The sequence below is a fragment of the Microbacterium sp. SMR1 genome (genome assembly GCF_003289625.1).
Taxonomy (GTDB): Bacteria; Actinomycetota; Actinomycetes; order Actinomycetales; family Microbacteriaceae; genus Microbacterium; species Microbacterium plantarum.
This window is the reverse complement of the sequence record NZ_QMBN01000002.1, coordinates 307972-331315: the sequence shown is the minus strand read 5'-3', so window position 1 is coordinate 331315 and position 23344 is coordinate 307972. Positions and strand designations below refer to the sequence as shown.

Genomic DNA, 23344 nt, shown 5'->3' with positions numbered 1-23344 from the left:
ACGGTTCGACAACGCTCCGGTGACGCTCGGCGCGGCGAGATTGCGCAGGATGCCGCGCCAGGCGTAATGTCGCCCGCCGTGACCACTGACAGTCGCGAACCGGGCGAGGAAACCACGCCGATCGCGAAGCGCATCCTCATCGGCGACCCGCTCGATTCCGAGAAGCTCGACGACCAGCTCCTCCCCAAGCGCCGGGCCCTGCCGATCTTCGCCTCCGACGCCCTGTCGTCGGTCGCGTACGCGCCGCAGGAACTGCTGATGATCCTGGCGATCGGCGGCACGGCGATGCTCGCCTTCAGCCCGTGGGTCGCGCTGGCGGTGGTGGCCCTGCTCATCGTCGTCGTGCTGAGCTACCGACAGCTGATCAAGGCCTATCCCTCCGGCGGCGGCGACTACGAGGTCGCGCGCACCAACCTGGGCGAGAAGGCCGGGGTCGTCGTGGCCGCGGCGCTGCTCGTCGACTACATCCTCACGGTGGCCGTGTCGGTGGCATCCGGCGTCGACAACATCATCTCGGCGTTGCCCGGCCTCGCCCCCTGGCGGGTCGAGCTGGCGGTCGGGTTCGTCGTCCTCATCATCATCGTCAACCTCCGCGGGGTGCGCGAGGCCTCGTCGGCATTCGCGGTGCCGACCTACATCTTCATCGGCTCGGTCGGCGTCATGGTGGCGACCGGGCTCATCCGCACGCTGCTCGGCGACGCCCCCGTCGCCTCGAGCGCGCAGTTCGCGATGGAGGCCGAGAGCCTCAGCCAGGTCGCGCTCATCCTGCTGATCCTGCGCGCGTTCTCGAGCGGCTGCTCGGCCCTGACCGGCGTCGAGGCGGTCTCGAACGGTGTGCCGGCCTTCCGCGCCCCGAAGATCGCGAACGCGCAGAAGACCCTCGTCATGATGGGCACGATCGCCATCCTGCTGTTCTCGGGCCTGACGGCGCTCGGCCTCATCGCCGGCGTCCACTACGCCGAAGATCCCTGCGCCCTCGTCGGCTTCGACTGCGTCAACCAGCCGCAGCCGAGCCTCATGGCGCAGATCGCCGCCGCGACGTTCGGCATGGGGTCGATCCCGTTCTTCATCATCCAGGCCGCGACCGCCTGCGTGCTGCTGCTCGCCGCGAACACGGCGTTCAACGGGTTCCCGCTGCTGGGCGCCGTGCTCGCCCGCGACGGGTACGCGCCTAAGTCGCTGAACACCCGCGGTGACCGGCTCGTCTTCTCCAACGGCATGATCATCCTGGGGCTCGCCGCGATCCTCGTGCTCGTCGTGTTCCAAGCCGACCTGACCACCCTCATCCAGCTGTACATCATCGGCGTGTTCGTGTCGTTCTCGCTCGGTCAGGTCGGGATGGTCAAGCACTGGCGGCGTGAGCTGCGGCTGCTGCATCCGACCGCCGCCGACGACCGCGCGGAGGCCCGCCGCGGACTGATCATCAACGGGATCGGGGCGACCTTCACCGTCGCGGTGCTCCTCATCGTCACCGTGACGAAGTTCACCCACGGCGCCTGGCTCGTGTTCATCGCGATCCCGATCCTGGCGTTCCTCATGGTCGGGGTGAGCCGCTACTACCGCGACGTCGAGCACGAGATCGCGATGGATGACGACGTGCACTACGGCTCGACGGGCGACGTCGCCCTCGTCCTCGTGAACCGCCTGCAGAAGCCCGTCGCGAAGGCCGTCGACTACGCCCTCTCGGCCAAGCACGACAAGACCATCGCCGTGCACGTGGCGGTGTCGAAGGAGTCGGCGCAGGATGTGCAGACCGACTGGGAGGTGCACCGGATGCCGGTGCCGCTCGTGATCATCGAGTCGCCCTACCGCCAATATGCGGCTCCCCTCGCGGCGTTCATCCGCAAGTACCGCGAGAAGCACGGCTCATCCGTCGTCACGGTGTACCTGCCGCAGTACATCGTCGGACACTGGTGGGAGACCTTCCTGCACAACCGACGCGCCCGCCGCATCGCTCAGCAGCTGATGATGGTGCACGGCGTGCAGATCACCCTCGTGCCGTGGCTGCTCGATTCGTCCGAGATCGTCTACGGCCGCCGCTCCCGCCCGATGCCCGGCGACGACCGCGCCGGCCGGGCCTCCGCGACCTACGGCCTGGTGGCCCACACCGATTCGCCCGACGAGCGCTGAGCCCGGCGCGCCCGAGCTCGGGCCGGCGCGCGGGCGTAGCCTAGAGGGGTGAGCTCTCCCGTCGTTCCCGCCGCTTCGCCGCGCGTCAGTCCGCTCGACGCGGTGTCGTTGCGCGCCGACTTCCCAATCCTCTCGGAAGAGGTCAACGGGCACCGGCTGGTCTACCTCGACTCCGCCGCGACGAGCCAGAAGCCCACGGCGGTCCTCGACGCCGAACGCGACTTTCTCACGCACGCCAACTCCGCCGTCCACCGCGGTGCCCACACCCTCGCGGCCGAGGCGACCGATCTCTTCGAGGATGCCCGCGCCGCCGTCGCCGGTTTCGTCGGCGCCCAGCCCGAGCAGCTCGTCTGGACGAGCGGCGCGACAGCCGGCCTGAACCTCGTCGCCTACGCGATCGGCAACGCCACGCTGGGCCGCGGCGCGCCCGCATCCGCACCGTACGCGCTGACCCCGGGCGATGAGATCGTCACGACGGCGATCGAGCACCACGCCAACCTCATCCCGTGGCAGGAGCTCGCCGCCCGCACCGGCGCAGTGCTCCGCCACATCCCGGCGCGGGCCGACGGCACGCTCGACCTGGATGCCGCGGCATCCATCATCGGCGAACGCACCCGGATCGTCGCCTTCACCCACGTCTCGAACGTGCTCGGCATCGTCAACCCGGTCGCCGAGATCGTCGCCCTCGCGCAGGCGGTGGGAGCTACGACCGTGCTCGACGCGTGCCAGTCGGCCCCGCACCTGCCGCTCGACCTGCCGGCGCTCGGCGTCGACCTCGCTGTCTTCAGCGGTCACAAGATGCTCGGTCCCTACGCGATCGGCGGACTGTACGGCCGCGCCGAGGTGCTCGACGCGCTGCCGCCGTTCCTCACCGGCGGATCGATGATCACCACTGTGACGCTCGACCACGCCGAGTACTTGCCGGCTCCCCAGAAGTTCGAGGCCGGAACGCAGGCGGTCGGACCCGCGATCGGTCTCGCCGCGGCGGTGCGCTACCTGCAGGACGTCGGACCCGAGAACATCCACGCGCACGAGGTCGCCCTGGCCGAGCGCATGGGCGCGGGCCTCCGCGAGATCCCCGGCGTCCGCCTGCTGGGCGACGCCCCGGGCGCGGAGCGCGTCGGCCTGTGGTCGTTCGACGTCACCGGCGTGCACGCGCACGACGCGGGACAGTTCCTCGACGCCCAGGGCATCGCCGTGCGGGTCGGACACCACTGCGCCGCGCCGCTGCACCGGCAGTTCGGGATGACGGCATCCGTCCGCGCCTCGACGGCGCTGTACAACACCGAGGACGACGTCGACCTGTTCCTCGACGCGGTGCGCGGCATCCGCGGCTTTTTCGGCGTCACCGACGCGGCCGAAGGGGCACACGCATGACCGGGCTCGACTCGCTGTACCAGGAGCTCATCCTCGACCACTCCAAGCACCCGGTCGGCAACCCGCTCCACGACGTCGGCGACGCGGCGCACGCCGACTCGCACCAGAAGAACCCCGTCTGCGGCGACGAGATCACGCTGCGCGTCGCCGTCGACGGCGACCGCATCACCGAGGTCTCGTGGGAGGGCACCGGCTGCTCGATCTCGCAGGCCTCGGCGTCGATGCTCGCCTCGCTGGTCGAGGAAGAGGTCGAGGGCGACGGGATGACGCGGGCCGACGCGGCCGCCCTCATCGAACGCTTCCGCGAGGCGCTGCGCTCGCGCGGCAGCATCCCTCTGGACGAGGAGACGTTCGGCGATGCCGCGGCGCTGTCGGGCGTCTCGAAGTTCTCGGCGCGCGTCAAGTGTGCGATGCTCGCCTGGGTCGCCCTCGAAGACGGCCTCGGGCGGGCCTGAGCCCCGACTCACCGCGGATCGGCCGCAGAGGTCGGTTCAGGCCGAGGGCCGCGCGCCGGTCAGGCCGAGGGCCAGGCGACGGATGCCGCGGGCCAGTCCGATCGCTGCAGTTCCGCGAGCGTCTCGCGCTGGCGCTGCACCGACTCGAGCGAATCCGTGCGGAACGCCGTCGCGATGACGACCTCGCGCCAGTACTCGTCGCGACCCTGGTACGTGGTGAAGGCGCGCGTCGCCAACGGCTCGAGCAGCGCCCACCCCTCGTCGGCGGTCAGGTACCCCGCGACGTAGGCGTAGCGGACGCCGCCGATCGCGCGCTCGATGTCGGCCGCCAGCAGCAGCCGGGGCGCACGTCCCTCGTCTCCGCGAGCGAGGTCGTGGATGTCGAAGACCGGCAGGTCGGTGAGCGCGGCGATGCGCGACATCATGTGCTCCGCCGCATCGCTCTGCGCGACCTCCGCGAACCGCGTCGAGAGCACGCCGCGGGCGAGCGTGTCGGCCACCAGCAGCTCGGCGTCGGAGCGCGACACGATCTTGAACTGCTCGTCGAGCGCAGCGCGGAGCTGCTGCATGCCGGGCAGCGGCATCGCGAACCACGGCGATCCGTCGGCGCCGTCACGGTGCTTGGCGCGCAGGTCCTGCGGCAGCTCGGCGAACGTCGGCGTGAATGCGAGCGACGAGTTCCACCCGCGCATCGCGAAGTCGCTCGCCGCGTCGAGCGCCAGGATCTGCTGCTGCCGCGGCGTGAGCGGACTCCGCGCCGCGAGCGCGAGGTACTGCCGCTGCGCGTTGCGCGGAGCGCGGGCGTCGCGCACAGCGAGGACGATCGAGGCGACGAGCAGGCCCGCGCACATCCCGAGGAAGAGACCGAACAGGTTGTTCCCGAAATCCTCGCTGCCCACCCACACGTACGACAGCACGAAGCCCAGGATGCCGATCGGCACCGCGATCGCCGTCACGGGGAGGGCCCGCTTGCGCATGGCCTTCGGGTCGGCCTTGCGCCGCGCGTCCAGCATCCGCGTGTACCGCCGCCGAGGGCGGACGGGGAACTCCACGTCGCCGGGATGGTTCTGGAGGGCGATCACGGGTTCCGTCACCCCATCATTTTGACAGCACCTCCGCCTCGAGGCGGGCGTAGGAGTCTTCCATGCCGTCGGCCATGCCGGTAGCGAGGACCGTGTCGCGCGTCTCCTTGTCGGGATACTCGATGAGGAGCGTGAGGAGGGTGGCGCCGTCCTCTTCGTAGAGCTGGAGGTCGTTGACCGTGCCGGGCCCGTCGACTCCCGACATCCGCTCGGTCGTCACCTCGCGGCGCGGCGCGTCGAGCTGCAGCAACTCGCCCTCGAAACCGAACGCCGTCTCGGGGGCGCCCTCCTGCTCCCACGCGTACCGGAACGTCCCGCCCACCTCAGTGGCGGGCTCGGCGACCGTCATCGACCAGCCGTCCGGACCCAGCATCCACTTCTTCAGCAGCTCGGTCTCATGGTGCGCGCGCCAGACGAGCTCACGCGGACCGTCGATGAACCGGGTGATGCGCACATGCGTGTCGTCGAGCAGTTCGACGCGCGTGCCCTGCCCCTGCGCGTAGGCGCGGAGGTCCTGCACGACCGCGTCGAGCTGGCCCATCGCGAGGCGCGAGCCCTCGATCGCGCCCATCGCGATGACCTGCTCGAGCCCCTCGGCCGAGGTGAAGTAGGTGACGTTCGTCAGGCGCGAGCCGGTCTCGGTCGTCTCGAACGAGAACAGCATGCGCATCGCCGGGAACTGCTCCATCGGCTCGCCGTTCTCGTCGGCGAACGCGTCGAGCACCTCGAAGCTGCGTCCCTCGTCGATCGCGATGAACTCCCACGTGCCGCGCGACTTCTCGCCCTGCGGGCTCGACATGGCGTACTGCGCTCGTCCGCCCGGGGTGAAGTCGAACCGCGTGAAGGTCGCGGGCCAGCCGGGAGGGCCCCAGAAGCGCTCGAGCTGCGCGGGCTGCGTGAACGCGCGCCAGAGGCGGTCGACGGGCGCGGCGACATCCGCCACGAGCGTCATCGTGAGGTTCTCGGCATCGGTGGTGATGTCGGTGACGGGCATCGGATTCTCCTTCGAACGGATGGTGCGCGCGGGGTGGGTGTGCGGACTTGCGGGTCTGCGGGTCTGCGGGTCTGCGGGGGTCAGTCTTCGGGCTCGGCGAGCAGGGCGTCGAGCCGGTCGACGCGGGCACGCCAGAGGTCTTCGTAGCGGGCGAGCAGGGCCCGCGCGCGGGCGATCATGGCGGGGTCGGCGCGGACGAGGCGCTCGCGCCCCTCGGCCCGCTTGACGATGAGGCCGGCCGTCTCGAGGACGCCGACGTGTTTCTGCACCGCGGCGAACGACATGTCGTAGTCGGCCGCGAGCGCCGACACCGACTGCTCGTGCTCGATCGTGCGGCGGAGGATGTCGCGACGCGTCGCCGTCGCGAGCGCGTGGAAGAGACGGTCGATGTCGTCATCGCTCAGCTCGCTCCGCTCACTCGCCCGGGGATCGTTTCGTGCAACCATTTGGTTGTACGTTAGGGCTCGGGGTGGTGGGTGTCAACACCCGCGGCGGAACGAATTTCGGAGATCGGCGCGAAACTCGTACCGGGATGCCGCATCCGCCCGAATCTCGCGCGATTCTCCGAGGTTCGGCTGGATGCGGGCGGCGTGGACAGCTACGGGCGCGGCTAGCGCGAAGCGCAGGCGACGCACATGGTCGCGTGGGGGCGGACCTCGAGGCGCTCGACCGGGATGTCGCGGCCGCAGCTCGCGCACACACCGTAGGTGCCTGCGGCGACGCGGGCGAGGGAGGCCTCGACCTCGGCGAGCTCTGCCCGCGCGGCTCGACGTAGAGCCTCAACCCGCTGCCACTCCCCCGACAGCGTCGACCCCTCGGGGTCGTGCTCGTCATCGGCGGTGGCGTCGGCGCGGTCGTGACGAAGGCTGTCGTCGTCGGCATCCAGCCGGTCGAGCTGCACGGTGAGCTCACGCTTGCGCTCGTGCAGTCGCGCTTCCGGGTCCATCCCGCGACCCTACGCCCGCAGGAGGTCGTCGTGGCGACGCGGCTCGCGCCACCTGTCTCTCAGGACGACACCGGCCAGGAAGACGGTGACGGCGAGCGCGTGGAGGGCGATGATCGACGGCCCGAAACTCGGCGCAACGAACACCGACTCTCCGGTGGGGGCCGTGTAGCGGCATCCGACGCCGAGGGGAAAGAGTTGCCAGGCGCCCTGGGCCGCGACGGATTCGGGCACCACGGATGAGTCGAACACGAGACGGTTGCCCACAGCGTGCGCGCAGGCGCCGCTCGGCCCGTCATTGATGCCGGGGGGCATCGCTGCCAGCAGGGCTCCAGCCCACAGCACCGCAGCCACGAAGGCGAACAACAGTTTCAGCGCGCGGGTGCCCCGGTCCGGGACGTCATGCGGGAACCCTACCGATGGGCCCCGCGCGGTATGGGTCCCTTCGGCCACACGAGTCGCTACGTCAAGCCGGTGACACCGGCGGATTGATCGGCGCACGCTGGGAGTGGAAGGGAGAACGACATGACCGATCACCACGACAACGAGGCCGAGCACGCCGACGAGGGTGCCCAGCACGCCCCCGACGAGAACCCCTCGACGGAGGAGCTCGAAGAGCCCAGCGTCGCGAAGGAGCCGGGCGAAGAGCCCAAGGCTCCGGAGCAGAAGGACGAGGAGCCGAGCCACCACGCCGTCGGCATCGGGGTCATCGACGACGAGTCCTCGCCCCTCGCGCCCTGACCCCGCCCCTGATCCGGCCGGAAGGCCGGGCTTGCGATACATCTGCAGGACCGGTGGTGCTGGTGTCGTCTTGGCGCACGTTGGAGGCGACACCAGCACCGGCCGTCCGACGGATGTATCGCCACCGGGCGCCGAGCCGGCGCCGAACCGGCACCAAAACCGTGAGGGCGGCGTGAGGAGCGGGCGCGAGGCCGTATGGATTCCGTGAGGACAGCGGGCGCGGCACCCGGCGGGGTGTTGCATCGGATCTCGTGCTCGACCTCATCTATCTCGCCGCGATCCTCGCGCTCTTCGCCGTCGCCGGCCTCATCGCCCGGGGGGTCGAGAAGCTGTGATGGTCTTCTCGCTCCTCGCGGCGGTGCTGGCCGTCGCCGCCATCGTCTACCTCGTCGTCGCCCTCGTGCGGCCCGAACGGTTCTGACGTGGATGCCGCGCAGATCGGGTTCGCGTCGTTGCAGATCGCGACCCTCGTCCTCATCCTCGTCCTGCTGTACCGGCCCGTCGGCGACTACATCGCTCGCGTCTACACGTCGCCGCGCGACCTCGCCGTCGAACGGGGCGTCTACCGCCTGATCGGCGTCGATCCACGCGCCGAGCAGACCTGGCAGGCCTACGCCCGCGGCGTGCTGCTGTTCTCGCTCGTCGGCGTCGTGATCGTCTACGGACTGCAGCGCCTCCAGCCGATCCTGCCGTTCAGCCTCGGTCTGCCCGCACCGAGCGAGCACCTCGCGTTCAACACCGCCATCTCGTTCGTGGCCAACACGAACTGGCAGTCGTACTCCCCCGACACGACGCTCGGCTACACCGTGCAGTTCGCGGGTCTGGCCGTGCAGAACTTCGTCTCGGCCGCGGTCGGCATGGCCGTCGCCATCGCCCTCGTCCGGGGCTTCGCGTATCGCCGCTCGGGGACGATCGGCAACTTCTGGGTCGACCTCGTGCGCGGCCTCGGCCGCATCCTCCTCCCGATGGCGATCGTCGCGGCCGTCGTGCTGCTCGCAGGCGGCGTGATCCAGAACTTCGCGGGCTTCACCGACGTGCAGACGATCGCCGGCGGGGCGCAGTCGATCCCCGGCGGACCGGTCGCCAGCCAGGAGGCCATCAAGCTGCTCGGCACGAACGGCGGCGGGTTCTTCAACGCGAACTCGGCCCATCCGTTCGAGAACCCGACGCCGTGGACGAACCTGTTCGAGATCCTGCTGCTGCTCGTCATCCCGTTCGCCATGCCGCGCGCCTTCGGCCGGATCGTCGGCGACGATCGCCAGGGCTACGCGATCGTCGCGGTCATGGGCGGGATCTTCCTGGCCTCGATCGCCCTCGGCTCGTGGGCCGAGGCGTCGGGCGGCGGCACGGCGACGCAGCTCGCCGGCGCCGCGATGGAGGGCAAGGAGACCCGGTTCGGAATCGCCGCATCGGCGCTGTTCGGCGGCGCTTCGACGCTCACCTCGACCGGCGCGGTCAACGCGATGCACGACAGCTTCACACCGCTCGGCGGCATGATGCCGATGCTCAACATGATGCTCGGCGAGATCGCTCCCGGCGGGGTCGGTTCAGGGCTGTACGGGATGCTGGTGCTCGCGATCCTCGCGGTGTTCGTCGGTGGCCTGCTGATCGGGCGTACGCCCGAGTACCTCGGCAAGAAGATCGGGCCCCGCGAGATCAAGCTCGCGAGCCTGTACATCCTCGTGACGCCGACGCTCGTGCTCGCGGGGACGGCGCTGAGCTTCGCGATCCCGGCCGTGCGCGCCGACGTCGAGGGCACCTCGATCTGGAACCCGGGCGTCCACGGCCTGAGCGAAGTCCTCTACGCGTTCACCTCCGCGGCGAACAACAACGGCTCGGCTTTCGCCGGCCTCACCGCCAACACCCCGTGGCTCAACACGGCGCTCGGCGTCGCGATGCTGCTCGGCCGGTTCATCCCGATCGTGCTCGTCCTCGCCCTCGCCGGATCGCTCGCCGCTCAAGACACCGTGCCGTCGAGCGCCGGCACCCTCCCGACGCACCGCCCGCAGTTCGCGGGCCTGCTCGCCGGCGTCGTCGTCATCATCACCGCGCTCACCTATTTCCCGGTCCTCACCCTGGGCCCCCTCGCCGAAGGACTCTCCTGATGTCTGCCCCTCTGACCGAAACCCGGCCCTCATCCGGCCCGTCGTCCGCGGACCCGGACGCCAGCCCGGCACCGCGCCGGCGCAGCGCGTTCAGCCTCGAGCAGGTCGGTGCCGCCCTCCCCGGCGCGGTCCGCAAGCTCAACCCCGCCGCCCAGTGGCGGAACCCCGTCATGTTCCTCGTCTGGGTCGGCGCGGCCCTGACGACGGCGATCGCGATCGCGGAGCCGTTCCTCGGCGGTCCCGAGACCTCGGGCGGCACGACGGTTCCGGCGGGCTTCACCTGGGGCATCGCGGTCTGGCTGTGGCTCACGGTCCTCTTCGCGAACGTGGCGGAGTCCGTCGCCGAGGGCCGCGGCAAGGCGCAGGCCCAGGCGCTGCGCAAGACCCGCACGACGACGACCGCGCGCCGGGTGGTCTCGTGGGACGAGCGGACGGATGCCGCGGCCCGGGGCTCCGCGACCGAGGAGGTGCCCTCGGCCGACCTGCGGCTCGGGGATGTCGTGCTCGTCGAGGCCGGTGAGCTCATCCCGGGCGACGGCGACATCGTCGACGGCATCGCGACGGTCGACGAGTCGGCCATCACGGGCGAGTCGGCTCCCGTCGTCCGCGAGTCCGGCGGCGACCGCAGCGCCGTCACGGGCGGCACCCGGGTGCTCTCCGACCGCATCGTCGTGAGGATCACGTCGAAGCCCGGCGAGACCTTCGTCGACCGGATGATCGCCCTCGTCGAGGGCGCTGCGCGTCAGCGGACGCCCAACGAGATCGCCCTCAATATCCTGCTCGCGAGCCTGTCGATCGTCTTCGTCGTGGTCGTGCTGGCGATGAACCCGATCGCGTCGTACAGCGCCTCGCCCGTCAGCATCCCGGTGCTCGTCGCGCTGCTCGTCTGCCTGATCCCGACCACGATCGGCGCGCTGCTGTCGGCCATCGGCATCGCGGGCATGGACCGTCTCGTGCAGCGGAACGTCCTGGCCATGTCGGGCCGCGCGGTCGAGGCGGCCGGCGACGTGACGACGCTGCTGCTCGACAAGACCGGCACGATCACCTACGGCAACCGCCGCGCGTCGGAGTTCGTCGCGATGACCGGCGTCGACGGCGCCGAGCTCGCCCGCGCGGCATCCCTGTCGTCGCTGTCGGACCCGACACCCGAGGGCACCTCGGTCGTCGAGCTCGCGGCCTCGCAGCACGTGGTGGGCGAGCTGCCGCGCGACGCCGTGGCGGTCGCCTTCACGGCGCAGACGCGCATGAGCGGGGTCGACCTGCCCGACGGCACGCAGGTGCGCAAGGGCGCGTCGGGGTCGGTGCTCGCCTGGCCCGACGCATCGGCACGACCGGTCTCGGCCGAGGCCCGCGCCGAGCTGCTGCACCACGCCGACGCGATCGCGCAGTCCGGCGGCACGCCGCTCGCCGTCGCGACCCTCGACCCATCCGGTGCCGGGACGCTGCTCGGGGTCATCCACCTGAAGGATGTCGTCAAGGACGGGCTGCGCGAGCGCTTCGACGAGCTGCGCTCGATGGGCATCCGCACCGTCATGATCACCGGCGACAACCCGCTGACCGCTGCCGCGATCGCGAGAGAGGCGGGTGTCGACGACTTCCTCGCGGAGGCGACGCCCGAAGACAAGCTCGCCCTGATCCGCAAGGAGCAGGAGGGCGGTCACCTCGTCGCGATGACCGGCGACGGCACGAACGACGCACCCGCCCTCGCGCAGGCCGACGTCGGCGTGGCGATGAACACGGGCACGTCGGCGGCGAAGGAGGCCGGCAACATGGTCGACCTCGACTCGGACCCGACCAAGCTCATCGACATCGTCCGGATCGGAAAGCAGCTGCTCATCACGCGCGGCGCCCTCACGACGTTCTCGCTCGCGAACGACATCGCCAAGTACTTCGCGATCATCCCGGCGATGTTCATGGGGGTGTTCCCGGGGCTCGCGGCGCTCAACGTCATGCAGCTGTCGTCGCCGGCCTCCGCTGTCACGAGCGCGATCGTGTTCAACGCGATCGTCATCATCGTGCTCATCCCGCTGGCACTGCGCGGCGTGAAGTACCGCGCGGCGAGCGCCTCGTCGATCCTGAGCCGCAACCTCGTCGTGTACGGGCTCGGCGGCGTCATCGCGCCGTTCGTCGGCATCAAGCTGATCGACCTCGCCGTCAGCCTCATCCCGGGCTTCTGAGCCCCGACTGGAGACCTGTCATGTCCACCGCCCGCGCCTCGCTGCGCACCTCCGCCGTCGCCGTCCGCGCGATGATCGTCCTCACCCTCGTCCTCGGCGTCGGATACACCCTGCTGATCTCGCTCGTCGGCCTCGCGCTGCCGGCGCAGGCGAACGGATCGCTGCTGCGCGACGCCGAGGGCCAGCTCGTCGGCTCGTCGCTCATCGGCCAGTCGTTCACGGATGCCGACGGCACAGCGCTGCCGCAGTACTTCCAGTCACGCCCCTCGGCGGCCGGCGACGGCTACGACGCGGCCGCCTCGAGCGGGTCGAATCTCGGTCCCAACAACGCGGACCTCGTCGCCGCAATCGAGCAGCGGCGCACGGCGATCGCCGATCGCGAGGGCGTCGACGTCTCGGATGTCCCCGCTGACGCCGTCACCGCCTCGGCGTCGGGCCTCGACCCGCACATCTCGCCGGCGTACGCCGAGCTGCAGGTCGACCGCGTCGCCGCGGAACGCGGGCTGTCGGATGCCGAGGTGCGCGATCTCGTCGCCTCGCACACGGCCGGCCGCGACCTCGGGTTCCTCGGCGAGCCGCGGGTGAACGTCGTCGAGCTCAATGCCGCCCTGGACGGCCTCGCGCCATGAGCTCTCCCGGGCGCGGAGAGAACTAGGGTGATGCCGTGAAGCGGGGACGGCTGCGGGTGCTGCTGGGTGCGGCGCCGGGCGTGGGCAAGACCTACGAGATGCTCGAGGAAGGACGCCGGCTTCAGGATGCCGGGATCGACGTCGTCGTCGCGATCGTCGAGACCCACGGCCGCGCCGCGACCGCCGCGATGACCGCCGGACTGCCGATCGTTCCGCGCCGCCGCCTCGAGCACCGCGGCGTCACGCTCGACGAGATGGACCTCGAGGGCGTGCTCGCCCGAGCCCCGCGCGTCGCCCTCGTCGACGAGCTCGCCCACACCAACGTCGGCGGGTCGCGCAACGAGAAGCGCTGGCAGGACGTCGAGGAGCTCCGGGATGCCGGCATCGACGTCATCACGACCGTCAACGTCCAGCACATCGAGTCGCTCGGCGACGTCGTCGAGCAGATCACCGGCGTCGCGCAGCGCGAGACGGTGCCGGATGCCGTCGTGCGCTCGGCCGACCCGATCGAGCTGGTCGACCTCGCACCGCCGTCGCTGCGCGACCGCCTCGCTGCCGGTCTCGTCTACCCCGCCGAGCGCATCGACGCCGCCCTGTCGAACTACTTCCGGCTCGGCAACCTGACGGCGCTCCGCGAACTGGCACTGCTCTGGCTCGCGGACGAGGTCGACAGCGCCCTGCAGGACTACCGTGCCGAGCACGGCATCCGGGGCACGTGGCAGGCTCGCGAGCGCGTCGTGGTCGCGCTGACCGGCGGGCCCGAGGGCGAGACTCTCATCCGGCGCGGGGCCCGCATCGTCGACCGTTCGGCCGGCGGCGAGCTGCTGGCCGTCCACGTGTCGGGCCAGGACGGGCTGCGCACCGCCGACCCGGCGGCCCTCGCCGCTCAACGGGCTCTCGTCGAATCGCTCGGCGGCAGCTACCACCAGGTCGTCGGCGACGACATCCCCGCCGCCCTCGTCGAGTTCGCGCGGTCGGTCAACGCGTCGCAGCTCGTCGTCGGCGTCAGCCGTCGCGGCCGGCTCGCTGCGGCCCTCAGCGGTCCGGGCATCGGCGCCACCGTCATCCGCGAGTCGGGCGATATCGACGTGCACGTCGTGACGCACGCCGCCGCCGGCGGCCGCTTCACCCTGCCCCGTGTCGCCGGCGGCGCTCTCAGCGTGCGGCGCCGGATCCTCGGTTTCGTCGTCGCGCTGACCGGCGGTCCGCTGCTCACGTGGCTGCTCGTCGCGCTGCAGAGCCCCGAGTCGATCACGAGCGACGTGCTCGCGTACCAGCTGCTCGTCGTCGTGGTCGCGCTCGTCGGCGGACTGTGGCCGGCCGTCTTCGCCGCGGTGATGTCCGGGGTGACGCTCGACTTTTTCTTCGTGGCTCCGCTGTACACCGTCACGGTCTCCGATCCGCTGCACGCGTGGGCGCTGATCCTGTACGTCGTCATCGCGCTCCTCGTGAGCGTCATCGTCGACCGCGCGGCCCGGGGCACGCGGTCGGCCCGGCGAGCAGCCGCCGAGGCCGAGCTGCTTGCGGCGGTCGCCGGCAGCGTGCTGCGGGGCGATGGCTCTATTCCGGCCCTCGTCGCGCGGGCGCGCGAGGCCTTCGGGATGTCGGGTGCGCGCTTGGTCGCGTCGGACGGGACCGTGATCGCCGCCGACGGCGAGCCCGTGCGCGACGACCGCCACCTGCGCGTCGAGGTCGGACGCGAGGCCGTGCTCGAGCTCCACGGCAGCGAGTCGGAGCAGCTCGACGGCTCGGAACGCCGCCTGCTGGATGTCGTCGTCGCACAGCTCGCCGCCGCGCTCGAGCAGGCCGACCTGCAGCGGGCGGCGAGCTCGGCGTCGGTGCTCGCCGAGACCGACCGGGTACGCAGCGCCCTCCTCTCGGCGGCGAGCCATGACCTGCGGCGCCCTCTGGCCGCTGCCGTCGCGGCACTCGGGGGGCTCCGCGCGGCCGGCCCCGCGCTCGACGACGCCGACCGCGACGAGCTGCTCGCGACCGCCGACGAGAGCCTCGGCACGCTGACCTCGCTCGTGACCGACCTGCTCGATGTGAGCCGCATCGAGGCCGGCGCTCTCGCCGTCGCCCTGCGACCGGTCGACACGGCCGATGCCGTGCTCGCCGCGGTCGACGAGCTCGGTCTCGGGCCCGCTGCGGTGGAGCTGGCGCTGGACGAGGCGATCGGGCCGGTGCTCGCCGATGCGGTGCTGTTGCAGCGGGTGCTGGTCAACGTGCTGGCCAACGCCCACCGCCATTCGCCTGCCGGAACGCCGGTGCGCATCAGCACGAGCTCGCTGGGCGGGCAGGCCCAGGTCCGCGTGATCGACCACGGACCCGGCATCCCGCCCGAGCGTCACGGCGACGTGTTCACGCCCTTCCAGCGACTCGGCGACACCGACAACACGACCGGACTCGGGCTCGGGCTCGCGCTGTCGAAGGGTTTCACCGAGGGAATGCGGGGCCAGCTCGTGCCCGAGCAGACCCCTGGCGGCGGCCTCACCATGGTGATCGAGCTGCCCCTGGCATCGGCGGCGGCGCAAGAGGGCAGGATCGAGGGGTGAAGGTCCTCCTCGCCGACGACGACCCGCAGCTCGTGCGGGCGCTGCGCATCACGCTAGCGGCCCACGGGTACGACGTCGTGGCGGCCGCCGACGGGGCGGCGGCGATCGCCGCGGCCGCGTCCGAGCATCCCGATGTGATCGTGCTCGATCTGGGGATGCCGCGCCTCGACGGCGTCGCCGTCATCGAGGCCGTGAGGGGATGGAGCGCCGTGCCGATCATCGTCGTCTCGGGGCGCACCGGGTCGGCAGACAAGGTGGCGGCGCTCGACGCCGGGGCTGACGACTACGTCACCAAGCCCTTCCAGATCGACGAGCTGCTCGCGAGACTGCGCGCGCTGACCCGGCGGGCCGGCGGTGCCGCATCCGTCGCCGTCGTGCGGTTCGCCGATGTCGAGATCGACCGGGCCGCCAAGACCGTCACGCGTGGCGGCGAGCGCGTGCACCTCACGCCGACCGAGTGGCGGATGCTCGACTTCCTCGCCCGAACCCCCGGGGCACTCGTGACCCGGCAGGACCTGCTGAAGGAGCTGTGGGGCACCGAGCAGGTCAACGACACCGGGTACCTGCGTCTCTACGTCTCGCAGCTGCGGAAGAAGCTCGAGGCCGATCCCGCGCATCCCGAGCACCTGCTCACCGAGTCCGGCATGGGCTACCGGCTCATCGTCGACTGAACGCCGCTCGATACGATCGGGCCGTGCCGCTCGACATCCGCCCGCCCAGCCCCGGCGAGCTGGATCTCCTCGAAGACATCGAGAACGACGCCGACGCGCTGCTGCGCGATCTGCTCGACCCGCCCACCTGGTGGCCGGCGCCGACCGGCGCGTCGCGTGCCGACGAGGCCGGCTTCCTGCTGGTCGCCCACGTCGGTGACGGGGTGGTCGCGGGGTTCGTTCATGTGCTCGAGCTCGAGGGTCATGCCCACCTCGAACAGCTGTCGGTGTCGCCCGAGCACGCTCGCCGCGGGTACGGCCGCAAGCTCGTCGAGGCGGCGATGGCGTACGCGCGCGACCGCGGCCACGATCGGATGTCGCTCCGCACCTTCGCCGACGTGCCCTGGAACGCCCCGTTCTACGAGCGCCTCGGCTTCGTCGTCACCGAACCGCGTTCGGAGTTCGAGCTCATGCTCGTCGAGACCGAGGAGCGCATGGGACTCGACGCCCTCGGCCCGCGCGTCCAGATGACCGCGGATCTGCGGTCGTAGCGAGCCGCGCCACGACCGGCGGATTTCGACCACCAACCCTGTAGATTAAATATAAGAATTCCAGCCGGAGGAGGATCGGGATGCTGTACAAGCGGGTGTACGAGTCGTTGCGTCTGGCGATCACCAACGGCACCTACCCGGTCGGCGAGCGCCTGCCCTCCGAGGCCGAGCTGTCCAAGCAGTTCGACGTGAGCGCCATCACGGTCAAGCGGGCACTCGAGCTGCTGCGCAGCGAGGGGATGATCATGCGTCGTCCGCGCATCGGCACGGTGGTGACGAGCGCGACCGCGACGACCGTCCCGGCCGCGGGGTCGGAGGTCTCGACCCGCCTGCTGGGCTGCGTCCTCACGAGCTTCGACGACACGTTCGGCAACAAGATCATCGAGGGGATCCTCGCCGCGGCGGGCGCCGACACCCACGTCATCTTCAAACGGTCAGGCGGCGACCTGGCCGAGGAGGACGCGTGCATCCGATCCCTCGTCGACGCCGGCGTCGAGGGGCTCGTGCTGCTCCCGAGCTCGTCGGAGTACATCCCGCCCGCCGCCCTCGAGCTCGTCGCGCGCCGGTTCCCGCTCGTGATCCTCGACCGCCTGTTCGACGGCATCCCCGTCTCGGCCGTCTGCTCCGACAACCTCGGCGGGGGGCGCGCGGCAACGGAGCACCTGCTCGAGCTCGGGCACCGCACCGTCGGGTTCGTGGGACCGTCGAGCCACGTGTCGTCGAGCGACGACCGTCGCAACGGGTACATCCACGCCCACGCCATGAACCATCTGCCCCTGGAGAACCGTGCGGAGCTGCAGACGCTCGAGTCGACGGTGCCCGGCAGCACCGACACCGTCGAGGACGACATCGAGCGGCTCATCGCGTTCGTCGGCGAGCATCCCGACATCACCGGCTACGTGGCGGCCGAGTACAACATCGCGCTCATGCTGCGCGAGGCCTGCTCGCGGCTCGGGCTCAGCATCCCGCGCGACGTGTCGGTCGTCTGCTTCGACCATCCCGACGCGTTCTTCGACACGGGCCTGTTCCGCTTCACCCACATCCGGCAGGCGCAGACCGAGCTCGGCGGCCGTGGCATCGCGTCGTTGCAGCAGCAGATCGCCCACCCGCTCACGGTCGACAAGGTCGTGCTGCCCACCGAGCTCGTGCCGGGCGCGTCGACGGCGCCCCCTCGCAGCTGAGGAGGCGCCGTCGGGCGCGGAGCAGAACGAGGCGGCGCGGCCTAGGCGCCGACGACCGTACCGGCTGCCGCGGCGGAACCCGCGCCCACCGTCTCACCCGCGGACTCGGCGCTCTCCCGTCGTGCGCGCTGCTCGATCGCGAAGATCGCGCTGACAGCGGTGGAGTACGGGATCCACTCCCCCGCCGGCTCCGACCAGTCGTTGCCGGGACGCAGCCGACCGTCGACGACGCCGGTTCGCCAGAGCTCGTCGGTGCTCGCCCGCAGGAACGCCTCGAGCAGCGCCCGCTCGTCGGCGAAGCCCGGCTCATCGGCGAGGACCGCGAGCACCTCGCCCAGGTAGCGGTAGTAGACGCCCTTGAACAGGCCCTCGTCGCCGCCGTCGCCCTCGTCGCGGAACACCGAACCGTCGCTCAGCTCGCGGACGGCGGTGACGGCCGTCTGCACGGCACGCTCGAGGAACGCGCGGTCGCCCGTCAGCCGGAACAGCTCGACCGCCGCTCCCGCGTAGAGCCCCTGGTTGTAGGTGAAGCGCCACTGCGTGTCGACGGCGCCGTCACCGTTGCGATTGACACCGTCCTCGACGAACCCGTCGGGTCCGACGAGGTTCGCCGTCAGCCAGTCGAACGCCCGATGGGCGTAGTCGAGGTGGTCACCGGACGCGTCGAGCGCGCTCAGCCGCGCGCCGAGGATCACGAGCGGCCCGTTGGCCGGCGTGTTCTTGTAGGCCAGCTGCTGCTTCCGCCACGCGAGGCTCCACCCGAGCGTCTCGTTCCACCCGTGCTCGACGACGTGGTCCCAGATCGCACGGGCGTCGTCCAGATGGCGCTGGTCGCCCGTCGCGGCGTGGAGCCGTTCGAGCGCTAGGCCGAACCAGAGCATGTCGTCGAAGTAGTCGTTGAACAGCGAGCCACCGTTGCGTTCGACGATGTTGTCGCGGGCGGCGACGGCCGCATCGAGCCAGCGGGCCTCCCCCGTCCGCAGCCAGGCGTCGAGGCGGGCGTCGACGACATGCGCCAGCCACCAGTAGTTGAACACCTCGGTGTCGCCGCGGTCATGCGGGTGGCTGTTCGCGAGGAACTGGATGTCGGGGACGCCGAAGAAGTGGTCGAGGCTCTCCTGGGCGACATCCGCTCGGGACGACCAGACGATCGCTGCGGGACGGGTCATGCGTGCTCTTCTCTCTGGATGGGGATGTCGGCGGCCTCGCGGGCCGAGACGAGGGTCGGTCGCGTCATCGGTTCTTCGCGAGGATCTGATCGCCCTGCTCCTGCGCGTCCTTGAGCGCCTGCTCGGCGGAGATCTCGCCGGACATGAACCGCTCGAGAGCAGGCACCAGCGCCTTGCCCTCGACGTCCGAGAAGCCCTGCACGTTCGGCCGGGCCCCGGCGTAGTTCATGGTCTCGATGAAGGCCGCGTAGTGCTCGTCGTCGGTGAAGTAGGGGTCGTTCGCGGCCTCGATGTTCGCGGGGATCCAGCCGGAGATCTCACCGAAAGCGACACCGTTCTCCGCCTCGGTCGTCCACCACTTCATGAACTCCCAGGCGCCCTCTGCGTTCTTGGCGCCCTCGGGGATGACGAGCCCGAAGCCGCCCATGTACGCGCCGGAGTCGCCGTCGGGACCGACGGGCGGCTGCGCGACGCCGTAGGTCAGGCCGTCGACCTTGTCGAGCGTCGAGAGCGCCCAGGGGCCGTCGAGCTTCATCGCGGTGCGCCCCTCGGCGAAGGCGTCACCCGTATCGCCGAAGCCCTGCGAGTACACGCCGTCGTCGAGCAGGCTCTGCCAGAACTCGAGCACCTCGAGGCCCTCCGGGCTGTTGAAGGCGGTCTTCGTCTCGTCGTCGTTGAGCAGCTGACCCCCCGCTTGCGCGAGGTACATGCTGAACAGACCGGGGTCGCTCAGATCGAAGCCCGACTGCACGAGCTTGCTGCCGTCGCGCTTGGTCAGCGCCTGGGCGGCCGCCTGGAGCTCGTCCCAGTTCGTCGGCGCCGCGACGCCGGCTTCGTCGAGCAGTGCCCGGTTGTAGACGAGCGAACGGTTGTCGACGAGCAGGGGAAGGCCGTAGAGCTTGTCGTCGACCTCCATCTCGCCGAGCGCCGGCTCGTAGAAGACGCCGGTGTCGACGGAGTCCTCGGCGATGAAGTCGTCGATGGGAGCGAGCGCTCCCTTCGGGGCGTAGAGCGAGGTCTGATAGCGGTCCCACAGCACGATGTCGGGCACCTGGCCGCCGGCGAGCGCGGTGAGCAGCTTCTCCTCGACGAGCTCCTGCGGCACATAGCTGACCTCGTAGTCGTCCTGCGACTCGTTGAAGCGGGCGGCCTGGGCCTCGAGCTGGGCGACCTGATCGCCCGACCACGACCCCCACATGACGACGGGCTCGGGTCCGTCGCCGCCGTTGCCGGCATCGGAGCCGCCGCAGCCGGCGAGGGTGACGGTCAGGGTCGCGACGCCCAGCAGGGCGAGCGAGCGCACGGTGTTCTTCATCGGAATCTCCTGTGATCGGATGGTGTGGTTGCGGGTGGGAGAGCGAGGACTACTTGGTGCCGACGTGCGCGACGCCCTCGATGATGTATCGCTGGGCGAAGAGGAACACGAGCAGCACGGGGAGGCTCGCGACCACGGTCCCGGCCATGAGCGGGCCGAATGCCGTCTCGTAGTTGTTGACGAACGACGCGAGCCCGACCTGGACCGTCATCATGTCCTGGCTGTTCAGGACGATGAGCGGCCACAGGAAGTTGTTCCATCCGGCCTGGAAGCTGATGATGCCGAGCACGGCGAGCCCGGCCTTCGCGAGCGGGAAGTAAATGAGCGCGAAGATGCGGAACTCGCCGGCGCCGTCGATGCGCGCCGCCTCGCCGAGCTCGTCGGGCAGAGTCTCGAAGAACTGCTTCATGAAGAAGACCGCGAATGCACCGGCGGCGCCCGGGATGATGACGGCCCAGTAGGTGTTGATCAGGCCGAGGCCGCCCTGCCCCAGGATGTCGTTGCCGCCCGCGAACGGGATCGACCGCAGGATCAGGAACGACGGGATCATCGTGATGATGCCGGGGATCATGAGCGACGACAGGAAGACGGCGAACACCGCCGTGCGGCCGCGGAACCGCAGCTTGGCGAGGGCGTAGCCGCCCAGCGCACCGAAGAAGATGTTGGTCGCCGCGCCGCCGATGCCGAGCACGAGCGAGTTCACGAAGTACCGGCCGAAGGGCACCTCGTCGAACACCCGCACGTAGTTCTCGATCGTGGGGTTGTCGGGGATGAGCGACAGGGCGCCGGAGAGGATTTCGGTGGCCGGCTTGATCGACGTCGAGATCGTCCACACGAGCGGTGCGACCGTGACGATGCTCACGAGGATCACGCCGACGTACCAGGCGATCGTCCCCGCGCGCTGCCGCGGCGTGCGCGGACGGGCGGTGGGGGCTGCCGCCACCGGCGTCCGCGCCACGAGCGCGGTCTGGACGGCACTGCCGCCGTCGACGGAGCCGTTGAGGGTGTTCGTCATCGGACGCCTCCCCGATTCGTGAGTCGTGCGTTCACCAGCGAGAACACGAGGATGATGAGGAAGAGGATGAACGACAGCGCCGAGGCGTAGCCCATCTCGAGGGCGCCGAAGCCCTTGTTGTAGATGTAGTAGACCATCGTCACGGTGGAGTTGCCCGGCCCGCCCTTGGTGAGGACGTAGGCCTGGTCGAAGACCTGGAACGCGCCGATGATGAGCAGCGTTGAGACGAGGAACGTCGTGCGCGTGAGCGATGGCAGGGTGACGTAGCGGAACTGCTGCCAGGCATTCGCCCCGTCGAGGCGGGCGGCTTCGTAGAGCTCGCCGGGAACGCCCTGCAGACCCCCGAGGAAGATGATCATGTTGGCGCCGAAGCCGGCCCAGACGCTCATCATGACGATCGCGATCATCGCCCACTGCGATTCGTACAGCCACGCGGGGCCGTCGATGCCGAACCAGCTCAGCACGACGTTGAGCAGGCCGTTCTGCGGGTTCAGCATCCAGAACCAGATCGTCGCCGTCGCCACAGTCGAAGCCACGACGGGGATGTAGAAGAGCGTGCGGAAGATACGGACGGCCCGTTGCCGACGATTGAGGAGCAGCGCCGTGCCGAGCGCGACGACGAGTCCGGCCGGGACGTAGAGCACCGTGTAGTAGGCGGTGTTGCGAAGCGCGATCCAGAAGAACGGGTCGACGGCGATCTCGGCGTAGTTCTGCAGCCCGAGCCAGTCGAAGTCTCCGACGATGGCGTAGTCCGTCAGGCTCAGCACGAGCGCGATCGCGATCGGCAGCGCCATGAAGACGAGGAACAGCACGCCCGGCACCAGCAGGAACAGCCAGGCACTCCGGGTCATCTGCCGGGCCGAGGGGTTCCCCGGTCGATGCGTCCGCTGCGCACGCGGCGTCTGCTCGGCCGAGCCCGGACGCACCGCGGTCGACGCGCTCATGACGGCCGCGCCTCGGTGACCGCGTCGCGGACGAGCACGCGGAGGCCCGCGAGGTCGAGCACGAACTCGCAGAACATGGCGTTCGCCCACGAGAACCATTCGCGCGTGAACGTCTCGGGGTCGGTCGCGAGGAACGACTCGTGCATGAGCCCGGTGCCGGCGTCGGTGTCGAGGAGCAGACGCAGGATGCGGCGCCGCTCGTCCTCGTCCGAGGTCGTGAGACCTTCGATGCACAGGCCGATGGGCCAGATGTGACCGGCAGGGGTGTGAGGGCTGCCGAGGCCGCGCACGTCGCCGCCGTCCGGCAGAACGCCACGGACGAAGGTCGGGTTCGCGTCGCTGAGGATGAAGCGTCGGGTCGCGAGGTACCGGTCGTCGTCCGTTCCGCACCACCCGATGAGCGGCAGGGAGAGCAGACTCGGCACGTTGGCGTCGTCGAGGAGCAGGACACCGCCGCGACCGTCGACCTCGTAGGCGTACAGCTCGCCGTGATCGGAGTCGACGACGAGACCGTGCTCGGCGACCCCGCGCTCGATATCGTCCCTCAGGTCGCGCGCGGTGCGGGCGAGCTCGGGATCGCCGAGCACGGTCTCGGCGATGTCGGCGATGTGGCCGAGCTCGACGGCCGCGAACATGTTGCCGGGCACGTTGTAGCCGTATGCGCACGCGTCGTCGCTCGGGCGGAAGGCCGACCACGTCATGCCGGTCGGCGCGGTCTCGGGACCACGGCCGTCGCGAACGAGCGTGTCGCTCGGGGGGCAGTCGAAGCGCTGGAACCGGTAGGGCGAGGACGCCTCGTGATCCTGCTCGACGCGCCACAGCGCGATGATCCGACGTGCGGCCTCGGCGAAGTCGGGCCCGAGGTGATCCGTCCGACCGGTCACCGTCCACAGGTCATGGGCGAGCTGGATCGGGTAGCAGAGCGAGTCGACCTCGTACTTGCGCTCCCAGACCCACGGTGAGCCGTCGGTGAGGTCGTCCTGGTGGCCCCTGCCGTCGGGAGCGGCGTTGAAGGCGTTGGCGTAAGCGTCGATGAGGACGAAGGCGACCTGTCTCCGCGAGACGGCGGCGATCATGTCGGAGATCGCCTGATCCTCGGCGGCGAAATGCAGGTAGGGCGCGAGCTGCGCTGTGGAGTCGCGCAGCCACATGGCGGGGATGTCGCCGGTGAGCATGAAGAGCGTCCCGTCGGGCATCGCCGTGAGCGTCGTGCCGAGAGTGTTCTCGAAGCAGCGCTCGAAGATGTCGGCGACCTCGTCGTCGAGACGTTCCCGCACACGACCGGAGACGGAACGGATGAAGGCCGAATGCACGTGAGCCACGTTGCTCCT

Annotated in this window: 22 protein-coding genes; 12 read left to right on the top strand and 10 right to left on the bottom strand. The window is 70.4% G+C overall.

The window, feature by feature from the left end:
- Window positions 1-66 precede the first annotated feature (66 nt).
- Genes DO944_RS06245 through sufU form a run of 3 tightly spaced genes read left to right on the top strand, consistent with a single transcriptional unit; the run spans window position 67 to window position 3962 of the window.
- Window positions 67-2130: an APC family permease gene (locus DO944_RS06245; protein ID WP_112615757.1), complete on the top strand. Its 2064-nt coding sequence runs from the start codon at window positions 67-69 to the stop codon at window positions 2128-2130.
- Between the two features lie 48 nt (window positions 2131-2178).
- Window positions 2179-3507, top strand: a complete 1329-nt coding sequence (locus DO944_RS06240) for an aminotransferase class V-fold PLP-dependent enzyme (RefSeq protein WP_112615755.1) — start codon at window positions 2179-2181, stop codon at window positions 3505-3507.
- Complete coding sequence (sufU, locus tag DO944_RS06235) at window positions 3504-3962, top strand: Fe-S cluster assembly sulfur transfer protein SufU (RefSeq protein WP_023953189.1); 459 nt, start codon at window positions 3504-3506, stop codon at window positions 3960-3962. The genes DO944_RS06240 and sufU overlap by 4 nt, the downstream gene beginning before the upstream one ends.
- A 59-nt stretch (window positions 3963-4021) precedes the next feature.
- Here the strand turns inward: sufU and DO944_RS06230 are convergent, their stop codons facing one another.
- From DO944_RS06230 to DO944_RS06210, 5 genes are all read right to left on the bottom strand, one after another.
- Window positions 4022-5056 carry a DUF1266 domain-containing protein gene (locus DO944_RS06230; RefSeq protein WP_258524590.1) on the bottom strand — a complete coding sequence of 345 codons (1035 nt, stop codon included), beginning with the start codon at window positions 5054-5056 and terminating at the stop codon, window positions 4022-4024.
- A 4-nt stretch (window positions 5057-5060) separates the two neighbouring features.
- Window positions 5061-6038 (bottom strand): SRPBCC family protein, encoded by a 978-nt coding sequence (locus DO944_RS06225; protein ID WP_112615753.1) that lies wholly within the window; start codon window positions 6036-6038, stop codon window positions 5061-5063.
- A gap of 80 nt (window positions 6039-6118) precedes the next feature.
- Window positions 6119-6484, bottom strand: coding sequence for a helix-turn-helix transcriptional regulator (locus DO944_RS06220; protein ID WP_112615751.1), 366 nt, complete (start codon window positions 6482-6484; stop codon window positions 6119-6121).
- Between the two features lie 164 nt (window positions 6485-6648).
- Window positions 6649-6984, bottom strand: a complete 336-nt coding sequence (locus DO944_RS06215; RefSeq protein WP_103841693.1) for a TraR/DksA C4-type zinc finger protein — start codon at window positions 6982-6984, stop codon at window positions 6649-6651.
- 9 nt (window positions 6985-6993) lie between these two features.
- Window positions 6994-7335, bottom strand: coding sequence for a hypothetical protein (locus DO944_RS06210; RefSeq protein ID WP_146752013.1), 342 nt, complete (start codon window positions 7333-7335; stop codon window positions 6994-6996).
- A 171-nt stretch (window positions 7336-7506) separates the two neighbouring features.
- On the opposite strand from DO944_RS06210, the gene DO944_RS06205 reads away from it, so the two are divergent.
- The 9 genes from DO944_RS06205 to DO944_RS06165 all read left to right on the top strand — a co-directional run bounded on the left by DO944_RS06205 (window position 7507) and on the right by DO944_RS06165 (window position 17570).
- A complete protein-coding gene (locus tag DO944_RS06205) occupies window positions 7507-7722 on the top strand; it encodes a hypothetical protein (protein WP_023953215.1) in 216 nt (71 codons plus the stop codon).
- A 334-nt stretch (window positions 7723-8056) separates the two neighbouring features.
- Window positions 8057-8143 (top strand): K(+)-transporting ATPase subunit F, encoded by an 87-nt coding sequence (kdpF, locus tag DO944_RS06200; RefSeq protein ID WP_064955215.1) that lies wholly within the window; start codon window positions 8057-8059, stop codon window positions 8141-8143.
- A 1-nt stretch (window position 8144) separates the two neighbouring features.
- Window positions 8145-9827 carry a potassium-transporting ATPase subunit KdpA gene (kdpA, locus tag DO944_RS06195; RefSeq protein ID WP_112615747.1) on the top strand — a complete coding sequence of 561 codons (1683 nt, stop codon included), beginning with the start codon at window positions 8145-8147 and terminating at the stop codon, window positions 9825-9827.
- A complete protein-coding gene (gene kdpB, locus DO944_RS06190; RefSeq protein WP_112615745.1) occupies window positions 9827-12004 on the top strand; it encodes a potassium-transporting ATPase subunit KdpB in 2178 nt (725 codons plus the stop codon). Before kdpA ends, kdpB begins: the two co-directional genes overlap by 1 nt.
- 20 nt (window positions 12005-12024) lie before the next feature.
- Complete coding sequence (gene kdpC, locus DO944_RS06185) at window positions 12025-12633, top strand: potassium-transporting ATPase subunit KdpC (RefSeq protein WP_112615743.1); 609 nt, start codon at window positions 12025-12027, stop codon at window positions 12631-12633.
- A 35-nt stretch (window positions 12634-12668) separates the two neighbouring features.
- Window positions 12669-15188, top strand: a complete 2520-nt coding sequence (locus DO944_RS06180; RefSeq protein WP_112615741.1) for an ATP-binding protein — start codon at window positions 12669-12671, stop codon at window positions 15186-15188.
- Entirely contained in the window at window positions 15185-15859 is a 675-nt protein-coding gene (locus tag DO944_RS06175) for a response regulator (protein WP_112615739.1), read from the top strand. The genes DO944_RS06180 and DO944_RS06175 overlap by 4 nt, the downstream gene beginning before the upstream one ends.
- 23 nt (window positions 15860-15882) lie before the next feature.
- The gene (locus DO944_RS06170) at window positions 15883-16389 is read left to right on the top strand and encodes a GNAT family N-acetyltransferase (RefSeq protein WP_112615737.1); all 507 of its coding nucleotides are present in this window, start codon (window positions 15883-15885) and stop codon (window positions 16387-16389) included.
- An 80-nt stretch (window positions 16390-16469) separates the two neighbouring features.
- A complete protein-coding gene (locus DO944_RS06165) occupies window positions 16470-17570 on the top strand; it encodes a GntR family transcriptional regulator (RefSeq protein WP_112615735.1) in 1101 nt (366 codons plus the stop codon).
- 41 nt (window positions 17571-17611) lie between these two features.
- Here the strand turns inward: DO944_RS06165 and DO944_RS06160 are convergent, their stop codons facing one another.
- From DO944_RS06160 to DO944_RS06140, 5 genes are all read right to left on the bottom strand, one after another.
- On the bottom strand, window positions 17612-18739 hold the full coding sequence (locus tag DO944_RS06160; RefSeq protein WP_112615733.1) for a glycoside hydrolase family 76 protein: 1128 nt from the start codon (window positions 18737-18739) through the stop codon (window positions 17612-17614).
- Window positions 18740-18803: 64 nt separating this feature from the next.
- Window positions 18804-20054, bottom strand: a complete 1251-nt coding sequence (locus DO944_RS06155; protein ID WP_112615731.1) for an ABC transporter substrate-binding protein — start codon at window positions 20052-20054, stop codon at window positions 18804-18806.
- A 49-nt stretch (window positions 20055-20103) separates the two neighbouring features.
- Window positions 20104-21069 (bottom strand): carbohydrate ABC transporter permease, encoded by a 966-nt coding sequence (locus tag DO944_RS06150; RefSeq protein ID WP_112615729.1) that lies wholly within the window; start codon window positions 21067-21069, stop codon window positions 20104-20106.
- Entirely contained in the window at window positions 21066-22013 is a 948-nt protein-coding gene (locus DO944_RS06145; protein ID WP_112615727.1) for a carbohydrate ABC transporter permease, read from the bottom strand. The genes DO944_RS06150 and DO944_RS06145 overlap by 4 nt, the downstream gene beginning before the upstream one ends.
- Entirely contained in the window at window positions 22010-23335 is a 1326-nt protein-coding gene (locus DO944_RS06140; protein WP_112615725.1) for a glycoside hydrolase family 125 protein, read from the bottom strand. Before DO944_RS06140 ends, DO944_RS06145 begins: the two co-directional genes overlap by 4 nt.
- Window positions 23336-23344: the final 9 nt, after the last annotated feature.